This is a genomic window from Rhizobium sp. 62_C5_N11_2, from assembly GCF_051811185.1.
Classification (GTDB): Bacteria; Pseudomonadota; Alphaproteobacteria; order Rhizobiales; family Rhizobiaceae; genus Rhizobium; species Rhizobium leguminosarum.
Genome location: NZ_JBPWPW010000001.1, coordinates 1,783,915 through 1,798,653, shown reverse-complemented (window position 1 = coordinate 1,798,653; position 14,739 = coordinate 1,783,915). Strand labels below are relative to the sequence as shown.

Genomic DNA, 14,739 nt, shown 5'->3' with positions numbered 1-14,739 from the left:
GCCTTGCTCGTTTACCCTCTCAACGAGCCAATATCGTTCCAGGTCGTGAAAACCATCAATGTCAGTATCATCGCCAGGCCGATGCGAAAGGCAATTTCCTGGGCCGAAGAGCCCAGCGGTTTTCCCCTCACCGCTTCCACCGCATAGAACATCAGGTGGCCGCCATCAAGTACCGGAACCGGCATCAGGTTAAGCAATCCTATCGAAACAGAAAGCACCGCCGCAAGCTGCAACACCGCGCCTATCCCAAGCGACGCCATCTGGCCCGAAGCTTGCGCCACGCGGATCGGCCCACCCAATTGATCGGCGCGCATCGTTCCGCTGAAGATGTTGGCGATATATTTGAAGGTGCCGGTAACGATATCCCGGGTCTGGAGCACAGCCTCACGCAGCGCCTGCAGCGGCGTATAGGTCTGCAGGCGGAAATTGCCGGCCTGCTGGTTGGTGACGATGCCGATCTGGCCAACCTCAGCCTTGTTGCCGAACTGGTCAGTCATGTCGACGCGTTGCGGCACCATCGGCAGATCGAGCTTCTGCCCACCACGCTCGATGGTCACGACGATCTTCTGGCTCGGACGGATGCTGACATAGCGGCGCACGTCGTCGAAGGTCTCGACCTTGCCGCCATCGATGGCGACCAATAGATCGCCTGGAAGCACGCCAGCGGCAGCCGCGGCGCCATCAGGCTTGACCTCGGCAACGACAGGATCGGCGATCGTGCGGCCGTAGACCGAGAAAAGAATGGTGAAGATGGCGATCGCCAGCAGAAAATTGGCGATCGGGCCAGCCGCGACGGTTGCAGCGCGTTTCCACAGCTTGGCGCCAGCAAAGGAGCGCGCCCTGTCTTCCTCGGACATAGCGGCGATCTTGTCGGTGTCGGGCTTGCTCGAGGCATCCTCGTCGCCGAAGAACCGGACGTAGCCGCCAAGCGGGATCGCCGCGATCTTCCAACGCGTTCCGTGGCGATCGGTGAAGCCGAATATCTCCGGACCGAAGCCAACGGAAAAGGCAAGGATGCGAATGCCGCTCCAACGCCCGACGAGGTAATGGCCCATCTCATGCACGAAGACGAGCAGAGACAGCACGAGGATGAAGGTAACGATATTCCCCATCAAAAATGCGTATATGCCGCTCAGCGTTTCCATGAGTGCCTTCCGTCAGACTGCCGCGTTGTCAGAGTCCGAACAATGCCGCGCCAAGCGACGTCATTCCGGTCCCCTTTATCAGGGAAAAAAGCCCTGCAAGCAAGAACGCCGAAAAACAGGCAAAAATCAGTCCGTCGACACGGTCCATGACGCCGCCATGGCCCGGAATGAGACGGCTGGAATCCTTGACGCCGAATCTCCGCTTGATGAACGATTCGAAAAGATCGCCGGACTGGCTGCAAATGGAGAGAACAAGCGCTGCGAAGGCGGCGATGATTTCAGCGCCCGGAAGGAGAAAATGGACGAGAACGACGCCGGCTGCGACCGCCGAAACGGCGCCGCCGATTGCGCCGGACCAGGTCTTTCCCGGCGAGATCGAAGGAGCAAGCTTCGGTCCTCCGAGCGCCCGGCCGACGAAATAGGCAAGGATATCGGTCGCCCAGACGACGGCAAAAACGAAGAGCATGGCGTAAAGGCCAAGCCGGTCATCGCTTCTGATCGCGGCAAGCGCCAGGCCGGTGACGCCGGCATAAAACAGGCCCACTGGCAACCAGCGGCTCGTACCATGCAGGATGACCAGGGCTATGCCGACGGCGGTGACGCCGGCCAACATGCCGGCGGCGAATTCGAAATTGCCGACAAGCACGAGGAAGGCGACCGCCGCCTCACCGATCCAGCCGACGGCATTGACGACCCAATCCCGCGCGATGCCGGTGATCTTCGACCATTCATAGTAGATCAGCAGGCCAATGGCGACCGCCAGGATACGGAAGGCAAGGCCGCCATACCAGGTGGCGGCAAGAACGATGGCCGCAAGAATCAGTCCTGAAACGATGCGGAGCTTCAGTTCCCTCTGCATCAGGTGCCGACCGCAGCCGCCTGCGACGACAGGCCGCCGAAGCGCCGGTCGCGAGAGGCGAATGTCTCGAGCGCCGAGCGGAAGATCTCAGGGCTGAAATCCGGCCAGTATTCCGGAAGGAAGATGAATTCCGAATAGGCGGCCTGCCATAGGAGGAAGTTGGAAAGCCGCTCTTCGCCGCTGGTGCGGATAATGAGATCCGGGTCGGGGATACCTGCGGTATCGAGACGGGCGTTGATCAGCGCGGGTGTAATATCCTGCGCCCTCAGGCGGCCGGCCTCGACATCCCTGGCGAGGCTCACCACGGCGCGGGCGATCTCGTCGCGCGAGCCATAGTTGAAGGCGATGACGAGCGTCAGCGACGTGTTGTCCTTGGTCGTCTCCTCCGCCTCCAGAAGCAGGCCGAGAATATCGCTGCGCAGGCTGTGGCGGTCGCCGATCACCTTGATCCGCACGTTTTGGCGGTGGAGCTCGGCGAGGTCGCGCCGGATGAAAGCCTTGAGCAGGCCGAGCAGATCGGAGACCTCGGCTTCTGGCCGGCGCCAGTTCTCCGAGGAGAAGGCAAAGAGGGTCAGATATTTTATGCCGGCCGCACCGGCGGCGCGTACTGTCTCGCGCACCGCCTCGACGCCCTTGCGATGGCCCATCGTGCGCGGCAGACCACGCTGCTTGGCCCAACGGCCATTGCCGTCCATGATGATGGCAACATGCTCTGGCACAGTCACAAATATAGATTCCGACATTTCCCGTCCGGTCTTTCCAGGCAAAGGCACAGATCCACTAGACCTGCATGATTTCCTTTTCCTTCTCGCCAAGCAAGCGGTCGATTTCGGAAATCGTCTCGTCCGTCATCTTCTGTACACGTTCCGACTGCGCGCGGCTCTCGTCCTGGCCGATGACGCCGTCCTTTTCGGCTTTCTTCAAGCCGTCCATGCCGTCGCGGCGGACATGGCGAATCGCCACCTTGCTCTTTTCGGCATAGTCGTGCGCCACCTTGACGAGCGATTTGCGGCGCTCCTCGTTCAGTTCCGGCAGCGGAATGCGCAGGTTCTGGCCGTCGACGATCGGATTGAGGCCGAGATTGGATTCGCGGATGCCGCGCTCGACAGCACTGACCATCGATTTGTCCCAGACGGAAACCGACAGCATGCGCGGCTCGGGCACGGTGATGTTGGCGACCTGGTTCAGCGGCATGCGGGAACCATAGGCCTCGATCGTCACCGGGTCGAGGATGTTGGCCGAAGCACGGCCGGTGCGCAGCGATGCGATGTCGCTCTTAAATGCGGAAATGGCGCCGTCCATGCGGCGCTTCAGTTCCTTGATATCGATACCTTCACTCATGTCGATGCTCCCGTCTGGCGAGGGCTGCGCCGAAACCGCGGCGCAGCTTTATCAGTTGTCGGAGACGATGGTCTTGAGGCCACCGCCCGTCAAGATTTCAGCAAAACCACCCTTCTCGTGGATCGAGAAGACGATGATCGGAATGGAATTTTCCCTGGCGAGCGCCACGGCGGCAACGTCCATCACCGCAAGCCCCCTGTCCAGCACTTCCTGGTGCGTCAAGCGGTCGAGGCGAGTCGCATCGGGATATTTCTTCGGGTCGGCGGTGTAGATGCCGTCCACCTGCGTACCCTTGAAGATCGCTTCCGCGCCCATTTCGGCGGCGCGAAGTGCTGCGGCGGAATCGGTGGTGAAGAAGGGGTTGCCGGTGCCGCCGGCAAAGATCACCACGCGTCCCATCGACAGATGATAAAGGGTTGCGCGCTGCGAAAAGCTCTCGCAGATCTCGGGCATGGAGATGGCCGAAAGCACCACCGTATCGATGTTCAGCTTGCGCAGCGAGGTCGCCAGCGCCAGCGCGTTGATGATGGTGCCGAGCATGCCCATGTGGTCGCCGGTGACCCGGTCGCCGCCCTTGGACGCCACCGCGACACCGCGGAAGATATTGCCGCCACCGACGACGACGCCGACTTCCACGCCCATATGCCGTGCCTCGGCTATGTCGGATGCAATGCGGTCCGCCACCGTCACATCGATCCCGAAACCCTGGCCACCCATGAGCGCTTCGCCGGAAGCCTTGAGTAGAACGCGTTTATAGACAGGCTCTAAAGACATCTTGGCTCCTCGTAAATTGCCGTGAATGCCCGATACACGAAGGGCACCGCGTTGTCACGCGATGCCCTTCGTGTTTTCCCAATTATGACTGGAAGATCAACCCTTGACGGCAGCAGCAACTTCGGCCGCGAAGTCGGTCTCTTCCTTCTCGACGCCTTCGCCGAGCAGCAGACGGGCCATGCCGGCAACTTCGATCGGCGCGCCGACGGCCTTTTCAGCTTCCTTGATGGCGGCGGCAACCGTCAGATCCGGATTGATGACGAAAGCCTGCGAAAGAAGAGCGACTTCCTCGAAGAACTTGCGCATGCGGCCTTCGACCATCTTTTCGATGATGTTGTCAGGCTTGCCGGAAGCGCGCGACTGCTCGATGAAGACGTTGCGCTCGCGCTCGGCGACGGCGGCATCGACTTCTTCCGGGCGGATCGCCAGCGGCGCCGTCGCCGCGATGTGCATGGCGACCTGACGGCCGATGGCGTTCAGGGCTTCCTTGTCGCCGGTCGACTTCAGCGCCACGAGAACGCCGAGCTTGCCGAGGCCGTCGGAAACAGCATTGTGGATATAGGTGGCGACGACGCCGTCCTCGACGGAGAGAGCGGTCGAGCGGCGCAGGTTCATGTTCTCGCCGATCGTGGCGATCGCATCCTTGATCGTGTCGGAAACGGACTTGCCGGATGCCGGGTAGGTCGCAGCGGCAACGGCGTCGACCGTGCCGTCGGTCGAGACGGCGACCTTGGCGATGCCGCGGACGAGTCCCTGGAAGGCATCGTTACGGGCGACGAAGTCGGTTTCGGAATTGACTTCGACGACGACGGCCTTGGTGCCCTGGCTCGAAACGCCGATGAGGCCTTCGGCAGCGGTACGGCCGGACTTCTTGTCGGCCTTGGCGATGCCCTTGGCGCGCAGCCAGTCGATCGCCGCTTCCATGTCGCCACCGGTTTCAGCAAGAGCCTTCTTGCAGTCCATCATGCCTGCGCCGGTCTTTTCGCGCAGTTCCTTCACCATTGCAGCCGTAATCTCGCTCATTAGCTTCCTCTTGTCGGTTCATACGGTGGGCCGTAAAGCGCGGCTCAGCACCGGATTGAGGCACGAAATGTACCTGTATGTATGACAGCGTGATGAAGACGCGCCATAACGAAACTTCTCTGGCGAAGAGCCTGATGCCTTCGCCCTGAAACAGGCAAGGCCGCCGAACTTCGATGAGTCGCGAGCGGCCTTTCCCAGTCTCTGCAAGCCCTGTCTCTGTAAGCTTTGGCGGATCTTTCGATCCGCCCGCTTTCATCAGCCTTCGGCTGCTTCCTCGAGAGCCGGTTCGACCGGAAGTTCGGAGGATGCGCCGAGATCGCGGCCGGAAGAGCCCTGCTGACGGGCGATGCCGTCGATGGCAGCGCGGGAGATCAGCTCGCAGTAAAGAGCGATCGCGCGCGATGCGTCGTCGTTACCCGGGATCGGATAGTCGATCAGGTCCGGATCGCAGTTCGAATCGATGATGGCGACAACCGGGATGCCGAGGCGCTTGGCTTCGTCGATCGCGATCTTTTCCTTGTTGGTGTCGATGATGAACATCAGGTCAGGCGTGCCGCCCATATCGCGGATACCGCCGAGGGCCTTGTCGAGCTTTTCACGCTCGCGCTCGAGGTTCAGGCGTTCCTTCTTGGTGAAGCCCTGGGCTTCGCCGTTCAGGATCTCGTCGAGCTTGCGCAGGCGCTGGATCGAGTTGGAGATCGTCTTCCAGTTCGTCATCATGCCGCCGAGCCAGCGCGAGTTGACGTAGTACTGGGCCGAGCGCTTGGCGCTGTCGGCAATGATCTCAGACGCCTGGCGCTTGGTGCCGACGAAGAGAACGCGGCCGCCGCGGGCAACGGTGTCGCTGACGACCTGAAGGGCGCGCGACAGCATCGGAACGGTCTGGGCCAGATCGATGATGTGAATGTTGTTGCGATCGCCGAAGATGTAAGGCTTCATCTTCGGGTTCCAGCGATGCGTCTGGTGGCCGAAGTGGACGCCTGCTTCAAGAAGCTGGCGCATAGAAAAATCAGGCAATGCCATGCCTTGTTACTCCTTTTCCGGTTGAACCTCCGCAAGGCGAACAGCACCCTCTTCGAGGATGCCACCGGGCGGAACAGCCCGGATTTCTCCCGGACGATCCCATGCCTTACGTGTGGAATGCCGGTGCCCATACATTCGATTTGGCACAAAAGCAAGACTTATGCCGAAAAAACCTGGCGGCTCAACTTGCAAGCGTCGGCTGCAGCGACAGCATGACGCCTGCATCCGGCATCGGCAGGATGGCATCGACCTCGGCCGGCAGCAGGATCGCACCGACCCGAAAAGCAGGACGACAGACGGCGACTCAGTCATCGCTGATCGCCGAACCATAGTGAATTTTATGAAACAGTTTTATGCGGGCGAGAGCTCGTCGCCTACTTGCAAACCTCGGCCTTGCGGTCGAGCAGCTCCAGCTTGGCGAGCTTGCCGGTCAGGACGAAATCGCCGTAATCCATCGTCAGGTCGCGGGTGATGCCGTTCTCATAGAGCTTGAAAGACATGCGGTAGACCGGCAAAGCATCGGATTTCGCATTCTCGTTGAAATAGGCGATCGTCACCGGCCAGAAGGCCGTCTTCGAGAAGGCGCCGGCATTGCCGGCATCGGCTTCCTCGGCGATCGGCGTCTCCTGCTTGCCGACGATCGTCGTCGTCGCCAGCGACTTGTCGCCGTCATCGGAACCGTCGAAGACGCGCGCCTCGAAGAAGCGCTTGCCGTCCTTGGCGTGCTGGATCACATCGAGCATATGTTCAGTGGGAAAACGGCTTTCAGCAAGCTGCAGTTCACGGTTCGCCGGCTGCTTGAGATCGACCTTGACACCATCCGGCTGGTCCTGCGCCGCCCCGTTGACCTCCTTGTCGAGCTGCTCGTCGGTGAAGGATTTGGTGTCGAAGGTGAACTTGCCGTCCTTCAGGTTCTCGAAGGTCTTCGTCTGCTGGTCGCTGACACGCACGCTGTCGCCGGTGTCGATCTGTGTCACGAAGCGGAAATTGGTGGTGAAGCCCTGGCAATAGCTGCCGTCGAACTCATAGACCATACGACCATACATGCCGGCGATGCCAGAGCGGTCCGAGGCGTCCTTCAGTTCCAGATCGTAGACGGCGCGATGTGCGACGAGGCCGGTCGCGATCGCAGCGCTAACCGCGGGCGCAGCCGCCCATGCATTGGCGGAAACGCTGGCGAGAAGCAGAGCGACAAGACTCGATCGGAACATTCATTAACTCCTGTTGGACTCGGTCGCGATGTTATAAGAACGCTTTCGGCCAAATCGAGGCTCGAAACTGTCATATTAAAGATTCTAGTCTTGATGCATAATTTTTGAAGAATTGACAACAAAAGCGGAGACGAAAATGTCCGATGAAATTGCAGCGCGCCTGATTGAGATGGGGATAACCCTGCCCCAAGCCGCAGCACCTGCTGCAAATTACGTTCCCTATGTGATCAGCGGCAATCTTCTCTACATCTCCGGCCAGCTGCCGCTCGAAGGCGGCAAGGTCACTGTCTCGGGCCATCTCGGCAAGACCGTCGACGTTGCAACGGGCCAGCGCGGCGCAGAACTCTGCGCCATCAACATCCTTGCCCAGGCAAAGGCGGCACTTGGCGGCGATCTCGGCCGTATCCGGCGCGTCATCAAGCTGAACGGCTTCGTCGCCTCGGCGCCCGACTTCGTCGAGCAGCATCTCGTCATCAACGGCGCTTCGAACCTGATTGCCGGCGTGCTTGGCGAAGCCGGCAAACATGCGCGTGCCGCTGTCGGCATGGCGGCCTTGCCGCTGAATGCCGCCGTCGAGATAGACGCTATCATGGAAATCGCAGAATGACCAATGTTGCCTGGATCAGGGACCTGCCGGTCGCCCATCGCGGCTATCACGATCTCAACACGCATGTCTGGGAAAACACGCTTTCCGCCTTCTCGCGCGCCGTCGAAGCGGGGTTTGCGATCGAATGCGACCTGCACTACGCCTCCGACGGCGTACCGGTCATCTTTCATGACGAGGACCTGCAGCGCCTGTGCAACCTCCACGGCGACATCCGCGAGCGCACCTCCCGGGAACTCGGACTGATCGCCATCGGCGGCACCAGCGACAAGGTGCCGACGCTGCGCCAGCTCCTCGATCTCGTCAAGGGCAAGGTGCCACTGGTGCTAGAGCTCAAGGGGCGGGAGGCCGATGACGAAGGTTTCGCCGAAGCCGTGCTCGAGGTGCTCGAAGGCTATGAGGGCAAGGTGGCGCTGATGAGTTTTGACCACTGGCTGCTGCGCGATCTGAAGGCGCTTGGCGCACCTTACCCGCTCGGGCTGACGGCCGACGGCAACACGCCGGAGGCGTTCAAGACGCATGCGAAGGCGATGGAGATCGGTCTCGATTTCATCTCCTATCATTATGGCGATCTGCCGAACGCCTTTATCACCAGCGAACGCGAAAAGGGCATTCCTGTCATCACCTGGACGGTGCGTGACGAAGCAGCGCGCCGGCTTACATTCGCAAACGCAGACCAGATGACCTTCGAAGGCTTCGATCCGCGTGTGGCTGCTTGACGCTCGCTTTTTGGCCAAGATCATGCGCAGACTGAGACAGAGCCGAAACCATCCTCCCACAGGCTTCGCATTTGTCCCATGACTGACGAACTATCCATTCGCGTCGAACGCTCCTTTACCGCGATTTCCCCGGAGAGCTGGGCCAAGCTTTCCGGAGCGTCGAAGGCCTGCGCTACGATTGCCTACAACCCTTTCGTTTCACACGCTTTTCTATCGTCGCTGGAGGAATCCGGCTCGGCCGACGCAGAGACGGGATGGCTCGGCCACCATCTGCTGCTCGAGACCGATCGCGGCGAGTTGATCGGTGCCCTGCCCGGCTATCTCAAGAACCACAGCCAGGGCGAATATGTCTTCGACCATGGCTGGGCCGACGCCTTCGAGCGGGCCGGCGGGCGTTATTATCCCAAACTTCAGTGCTCGATCCCGTTCACCCCGGCGACAGGCCCGCGTCTTCTTGTCGCCGAGGGGCTGCAACGGCTACCGATCCAGAGCGCGATCGCCGAAAGCCTGAAGGAGGTGGTGCGGCGGCTCGGCATCTCCTCGGCCCACATCACCTTCGTGCCGGACGAAGAGATCGGCGTCTTCGAGATGGACGGCTATCTGCATCGCACCGACCAGCAGTTCCATTTCATCAATGACGGCTATGCCAATCACGAGGAATTTCTCGAAACGCTTGCCTCGCGCAAACGCAAGGCGTTGCGCAAGGAGCGCCGCGCCGCCCTCGAAAACGGTATCGGCATCGACTGGCTGACCGGCCGCGACCTGACGGAACGCATCTGGGACCAGTTCTTCAAATTCTACATGGATACTGGCGGGCGCAAGTGGGGCCGGCCCTACCTCACCCGTAAGTTCTACTCGCTGATTGGCGAGCGCATGGCCGACGACATCCTGCTCGTCATGGCCAAGCGCGACGGGCGCTATATCGCCGGCGCGATCAACTTCATCGGCGGCGATACGCTCTACGGCCGCCACTGGGGCTGCATCGAGGACCATCCCTTCCTGCATTTCGAGGTCTGCTATCACCAGGCGATCGACTTCGCCCTTTCGAAAGGGTTGAAAAGGGTCGAGGCCGGAGCGCAAGGCGAACACAAGCTCGCCCGCGGCTATCTGCCGGTGACGACGCATTCCGCCCATTATGTCGCTCATGCCGGCCTTCGCCGGGCGATCGGCGACTATCTCGCGCGCGAGCGCGCCGATGTCGAACAGATGAGCGAATTGCTGACCGAGCACAGTCCTTTCCGCAAGGGCGAACGTCTGCAGGAGGATTGACGCCGCCGCACCGGCCGCGCTACCCGCTCAACGACGCATATTCCTTAAATCGGAATCGATTTAAGGATAAAACTATGCAGCAATTCAAAGTGCTACAGCGTCCTTTGCGCGTTTGAAAAGACGCACCGCGCTGTGAAAAACGAGGAGATTTCGTGATGACCAGCCCGGCCGCTTATGACGACAACAACATCTTCGCCAAGATCCTCCGCGGCGAAATCCCCTCGCACCGGGTTTACGAGGACGAGCATACTATCGCCTTCATGGATGTGATGCCGCAGGCGCCGGGCCATGTGCTCGTCCTTCCCAAGGCGCCGTCCCGCAATCTCCTCGATGCCGATCCAGCCACCCTCACCCATGCGATATCAGTCGTCCAGAAGGTCGCCAATGCGGTCAAGGACGTCTTCGACGCCGATGGCGTGTTCATCGCGCAGTTCAACGAACCGGCGGCCGGGCAAACGGTGTTCCATCTGCATTTCCACGTCATCCCAAGGCATGAGGGCGTGGCTCTCAAGCCGCATTCCGGCAAGATGGAGGACGGTGCCGTGCTCGCCGCTAATGCCGAAAAGATCAGGGCAGCGCTGGCGTAACCGGTCCCTGCCGATGCCTGAAAACGAAAAGGCCGCTGAGAACGCGGCCTTTTCCAATTCGGTGACGGTATCTTACTTCTTGCGTGGAACCTTCGGAACCGCGCTTCCCTTCTTCGGGGCGTCGCGGACCTCAGGCTCGGCCTGCGGCACTGCTTTGGCGCGGGTCTTGCGGGCCGCCTTCGTCTTCAGCTCGCCGTCATCCCCATCATCGCCTTCGGGATGCACGACCTCGGCTTCGGGCTTCGGCTTGATCGGCGCCGTTTCCGAAATGGCTTCCAGCACGATGCCGGCCTTGCCATCTTCCTTCGGGCCGACGGTGACGTTGACGACGCCGCCCTTCTTCAGCTTGCCGAAGAGGATTTCGTTGGCGAGCGGCTTCTTGATCGTATCCTGAATGACGCGAGCAAGCGGGCGGGCGCCCATCTTCTCGTCGTAACCCTTTTCCGCCAGCCAGGCGATCGCATCCTCATGCAGGTCGAAGGTGACGTTCCTTTCGGAAAGCTGGGCCTCCAGCTGCATGATGAACTTCTGCACGACCTTATGGATGACGGCCGTCGGCAACGCCGCGAAAGGAATGATCGCGTCGAGACGGTTGCGGAACTCCGGCGTGAACAGGCGGGTGAGCGCCTCCTCGTCCTCGCCGGTGCGCTTGGACGAACCGAAGCCGATCGCCGCCTTGGCCATTTCGGATGCGCCCGCATTGGTCGTCATGATCAGGATGACGTTGCGGAAATCGATCTTCTTGCCGTTATGGTCGGTCAGCGTGCCGTGGTCCATGACCTGTAGCAGGATATTGTAGATGTCGGGATGCGCCTTCTCGATTTCGTCGAGCAGGACCACGCAATGCGGGTGCTGGTCGACGCCATCAGTCAGAAGACCGCCCTGGTCGAAGCCGACATAGCCGGGAGGCGCGCCGAGCAGACGCGAAACCGTGTGCCGCTCCATATATTCCGACATGTCGAAGCGCAGGAGTTCGACGCCGAGCGACGATGCCAGCTGCTTTGCCACCTCGGTCTTGCCGACGCCGGTCGGACCGGAGAAGACATAGGCGCCGATCGGCTTGTTCGGCTCGCGAAGACCAGCACGCGCCAGCTTGATCGAGGTCGAAAGGGCTTCGATGGCGATATCCTGGCCGTAGACCACCGAACGCAGTTCCTGCTCGAGATTGGCGAGCACGGCCTCGTCGTCCTTGGAGACGGTCTTCGGCGGAATGCGCGCCATCGTGGCGACCGTCGCCTCGATCTCCTTTTCGGTGATCAGCTTGCGGCGCTTGGACGGCGGCAGCAGCATCTGGGCCGCACCGGTTTCGTCGATCACGTCGATCGCCTTGTCGGGCAGCTTGCGGTCGGAGATGTAGCGGGCCGACAGTTCGACGGCCGACTTGATGGCGTCGTTCGAATAACGCAGGTGGTGATACTCTTCGAAATAGGGCTTCAAGCCCTTCATGATCTCGATCGCATCATCGATCGACGGCTCGCTGACGTCGATCTTCTGGAAACGACGGACCAGCGCCCGGTCCTTCTCGAAGAACTGGCGGTATTCCTTGTAGGTGGTCGAACCGATGCAGCGAATCGCGCCCGATGACAGGGCCGGCTTCAGGAGGTTCGACGCATCCATTGCGCCGCCCGAGGTGGCGCCGGCGCCGATCACCGTGTGGATCTCGTCGATGAAGAGCACAGCGCCCGGATATTCTTCCAGTTCCTTGACGACCTGCTTCAGGCGCTCCTCGAAATCGCCGCGGTAGCGCGTGCCGGCCAGAAGCGTGCCCATGTCGAGCGAGAAGATCGTCGCATCGGCGAGCGCTTCCGGGACCTTGCCTTCGACGATGCGCTTGGCAAGGCCTTCGGCGATCGCCGTCTTGCCGACGCCGGGATCACCGACATAGAGCGGATTGTTCTTCGAACGGCGGCACAGGATCTGGATCGTGCGGCTCACCTCGGCGTGACGGCCGATCAGCGGATCGATCTTACCGCCCTTGGCCTTCTCGTTGAGATTGACGCAATAGGCCTTGAGCGCATCCTGCTGCTTCTTGGGGCCGCCCTCTTCCTCGCCGCCGCGCGCCGTCGGCTTGCTGCTTTCGGCTTCGTCTTCGGCGCCGCGCGGGGGACGCGCTTCGGAAACGCCCGGGCGCTTGCCGATGCCGTGGGAGATGTAGTTGACGGCATCGTAGCGGGTCATCTCCTGCTCCTGCAGGAAATAAGCGGCGTGGCTCTCGCGCTCGGCGAAGATCGCGACGAGCACGTTGGCCCCGGTCACCTCTTCGCGACCGGACGATTGCACGTGGATGACGGCACGCTGGATGACGCGCTGGAAGCCGGAGGTCGGCTTCGAATCCTCGTCATAACCGGTGATCAGGTTGGAAAGTTCGTTATCGACATATTCGACGAGCGTCTTGCGCAGCGCGTCGAGATCGACATTGCAGGCACCCATGACCGCGGCCGCATCGGCATCGTCGATCAGGGCAAGCAGCAGATGCTCGAGCGTCGCATATTCGTGGTGCCGCTCGTTGGCAAAGGTCAGTGCCTGATGGAGCGCCTTCTCTAAACTAGGCGAAAATGTTGGCACGTTCAGATCCTCACTTCTTTTCCATGACGCATTGCAGCGGATGCTGGTGCTGCCGGGCGAAGTCCATCACCTGGCTGACCTTCGTTTCCGCTACCTCGTATGTGAATATTCCGCATTCGCCGACGCCGTGGTTATGGACATGGAGCATGATGCGGGTGGCACTTTCACGATCCTTCTGAAAAAAACGCTCCAGAATATGGATGACGAATTCCATGGGAGTGTAGTCGTCATTCAAAAGCAGCACACGATAAAGATTGGGCTTCTTGGTCTTCGGCTTGGTGCGCGTGATGACCGAGGTTCGATTTGCGTTGTCCCCGTTCCTTTCGCTGTCGTTCTGCATCCGGATCGGCTTTGCGATCATTGTCATTTATTCCTCAAGCAATCCAGCGGAGCATGGGAGGGTGCTTTTCCCGCCGAATATCTGAAACACTAACTTAGTTCATAATAGGCTGATTTTAAGCCCCCTGTCAGACACTGCAATCAAGAAATGGCCGGCATGCACGGGAAAGACCAAAAAAGTCCCCGGCCGATCCCATGCGGGCGCTGCAGCGAAAGTGGAAACAAAAAGACCGGCTACAGATGCGTAGCCGGTCTTCTTTTTTCAATATGTAGCGCAGGTTGCGCCTTTTGAAATCAGTTCATGCAGCAGCAGGCGTCGCCGCCGACACCGACTTGGCGGTCTTGACGACGGCAGCGGCGATCGGCGCTTCATAGGGCTTGTAGGCTGATTTGGCGAGATCGGCATACATCTCACCGAGCTTCGTCGTCTCGGAGACGAAGCCTTCAAAATACGCCTTGACGTAGCTCGTCTGCAACTCGAAGGCAGCCTCAAAGCTCTTGACGCCGGCCAGCGTTTCGAAATGCGTCACCGCGTCCTGAAAGGATTTCTTCGAATATTCAGTGGCTTCTGCGGCGATTGCCTGAAAGCCCTTGGTCGTGTCGGAATAGGTTTTCAGGGCCGTGTCGACGGCTTCCTTGCTCTTCTTGTTGGCGTCTTCAAAGTTGAACATGAGCCATCCTCCGTTGGGCTGTTGATGGCGGCAGGGTAGCTGCAATGCACAAATAGTCAAGTAGTCTTGTGCGCCGCAAAACATCCATGAGTTGCATTACAATTATATAACAAAGCCCGCGCGCCGGGGCACGTACGTCTTTAACTGATTTTGCTAAAATATATCAGAATGCCACAACCGGAAGTTTTGAAAAAATTCTCGTTCCGAATCGAAAAAACGAAAAAAGGACCGAACGGATCGCGCCGTTCGGTCCTTTTGAAGCTTTCGAGCGCGATCAGAGATCGACGTCGAGGATCGCCATCGAGAAGTTGTAGGAGCGGTCGCCGTCCTCGTCATCGATATAGACGACACCCAGAAATTCTTCGCCGAGATAGACTTCCGCAGAATCATCCTTGCGTGGACGCGCCTTGACGATCATCTGCGGATTGAACATGCGCTTGAAATAGGCGTCGAGCTTCTTGATTTCTTCTGGCTTCACTCTGTCATCTCCGTAAGCGGTCTTGATTGGCCGCTTCTTGCACAGGAAATGCAGCGGTGTAAAGGCAAGGTTGCCGTTTGCTCATGGCTCTCCCCGCTCGGATCCCGCCGACTTTTCCTATCCTTGTTTCC

Annotated in this window: 16 protein-coding genes; 4 read left to right on the top strand and 12 right to left on the bottom strand. The window is 60.0% G+C overall.

Annotation, left to right across the window (positions count from 1 at the left end; all coding sequences use genetic code 11):
- Positions 1 to 11 precede the first annotated feature (11 nt).
- The 8 genes from rseP to AB8B31_RS09125 form a co-directional block, all read right to left on the bottom strand.
- Entirely contained in the window at positions 12 to 1,145 is a 1,134-nt protein-coding gene (rseP, locus tag AB8B31_RS09160; RefSeq protein WP_018241891.1) for an RIP metalloprotease RseP, read from the bottom strand.
- Positions 1,146 to 1,173: 28 nt separating this feature from the next.
- On the bottom strand, positions 1,174 to 2,004 hold the full coding sequence (locus AB8B31_RS09155) for a phosphatidate cytidylyltransferase (RefSeq protein WP_130716336.1): 831 nt from the start codon (positions 2,002 to 2,004) through the stop codon (positions 1,174 to 1,176).
- Complete coding sequence (locus tag AB8B31_RS09150) at positions 2,004 to 2,747, bottom strand: isoprenyl transferase (protein WP_018241889.1); 744 nt, start codon at positions 2,745 to 2,747, stop codon at positions 2,004 to 2,006. The genes AB8B31_RS09155 and AB8B31_RS09150 overlap by 1 nt, the downstream gene beginning before the upstream one ends.
- A gap of 37 nt (positions 2,748 to 2,784) precedes the next feature.
- The gene (gene frr / locus AB8B31_RS09145; RefSeq protein ID WP_018241888.1) at positions 2,785 to 3,345 is read right to left on the bottom strand and encodes a ribosome recycling factor; all 561 of its coding nucleotides are present in this window, start codon (positions 3,343 to 3,345) and stop codon (positions 2,785 to 2,787) included.
- Between the two features lie 51 nt (positions 3,346 to 3,396).
- A complete protein-coding gene (gene pyrH / locus AB8B31_RS09140; RefSeq protein ID WP_003539289.1) occupies positions 3,397 to 4,119 on the bottom strand; it encodes a UMP kinase in 723 nt (240 codons plus the stop codon).
- Between the two features lie 96 nt (positions 4,120 to 4,215).
- Positions 4,216 to 5,142, bottom strand: a complete 927-nt coding sequence (gene tsf, locus AB8B31_RS09135) for a translation elongation factor Ts (protein ID WP_439007434.1) — start codon at positions 5,140 to 5,142, stop codon at positions 4,216 to 4,218.
- 255 nt (positions 5,143 to 5,397) lie between these two features.
- Complete coding sequence (rpsB, locus tag AB8B31_RS09130; protein ID WP_003559062.1) at positions 5,398 to 6,165, bottom strand: 30S ribosomal protein S2; 768 nt, start codon at positions 6,163 to 6,165, stop codon at positions 5,398 to 5,400.
- 374 nt (positions 6,166 to 6,539) lie between these two features.
- Positions 6,540 to 7,376, bottom strand: coding sequence for a cell envelope integrity EipB family protein (locus AB8B31_RS09125; RefSeq protein ID WP_018241886.1), 837 nt, complete (start codon positions 7,374 to 7,376; stop codon positions 6,540 to 6,542).
- 136 nt (positions 7,377 to 7,512) lie between these two features.
- Between AB8B31_RS09125 and AB8B31_RS09120 the strand changes: the two genes are divergently transcribed.
- From AB8B31_RS09120 to AB8B31_RS09105, 4 genes are all read left to right on the top strand, one after another.
- Complete coding sequence (locus AB8B31_RS09120; protein ID WP_018241885.1) at positions 7,513 to 7,983, top strand: RidA family protein; 471 nt, start codon at positions 7,513 to 7,515, stop codon at positions 7,981 to 7,983.
- On the top strand, positions 7,980 to 8,699 hold the full coding sequence (locus AB8B31_RS09115; RefSeq protein WP_018445469.1) for a glycerophosphodiester phosphodiesterase: 720 nt from the start codon (positions 7,980 to 7,982) through the stop codon (positions 8,697 to 8,699). The genes AB8B31_RS09120 and AB8B31_RS09115 overlap by 4 nt, the downstream gene beginning before the upstream one ends.
- 78 nt (positions 8,700 to 8,777) lie before the next feature.
- Positions 8,778 to 9,968 (top strand): GNAT family N-acetyltransferase, encoded by a 1,191-nt coding sequence (locus AB8B31_RS09110; RefSeq protein WP_112902882.1) that lies wholly within the window; start codon positions 8,778 to 8,780, stop codon positions 9,966 to 9,968.
- Positions 9,969 to 10,123: 155 nt separating this feature from the next.
- Positions 10,124 to 10,555 carry an HIT family protein gene (locus AB8B31_RS09105; protein ID WP_115157594.1) on the top strand — a complete coding sequence of 144 codons (432 nt, stop codon included), beginning with the start codon at positions 10,124 to 10,126 and terminating at the stop codon, positions 10,553 to 10,555.
- A gap of 72 nt (positions 10,556 to 10,627) precedes the next feature.
- On the opposite strand, the gene clpA is transcribed toward AB8B31_RS09105, so the two are convergent.
- The 4 genes from clpA to AB8B31_RS09085 form a co-directional block, all read right to left on the bottom strand.
- Complete coding sequence (clpA, locus tag AB8B31_RS09100; protein ID WP_131703241.1) at positions 10,628 to 13,120, bottom strand: ATP-dependent Clp protease ATP-binding subunit ClpA; 2,493 nt, start codon at positions 13,118 to 13,120, stop codon at positions 10,628 to 10,630.
- Positions 13,121 to 13,130: 10 nt separating this feature from the next.
- Positions 13,131 to 13,481 (bottom strand): ATP-dependent Clp protease adapter ClpS, encoded by a 351-nt coding sequence (clpS, locus tag AB8B31_RS09095; RefSeq protein ID WP_017988219.1) that lies wholly within the window; start codon positions 13,479 to 13,481, stop codon positions 13,131 to 13,133.
- A gap of 277 nt (positions 13,482 to 13,758) precedes the next feature.
- The gene (locus AB8B31_RS09090; protein WP_047621678.1) at positions 13,759 to 14,130 is read right to left on the bottom strand and encodes a phasin family protein; all 372 of its coding nucleotides are present in this window, start codon (positions 14,128 to 14,130) and stop codon (positions 13,759 to 13,761) included.
- Positions 14,131 to 14,404: 274 nt separating this feature from the next.
- A complete protein-coding gene (locus AB8B31_RS09085) occupies positions 14,405 to 14,608 on the bottom strand; it encodes a DUF3126 family protein (protein ID WP_003539277.1) in 204 nt (67 codons plus the stop codon).
- Between the last annotated feature and the right edge of the window lie 131 nt (positions 14,609 to 14,739).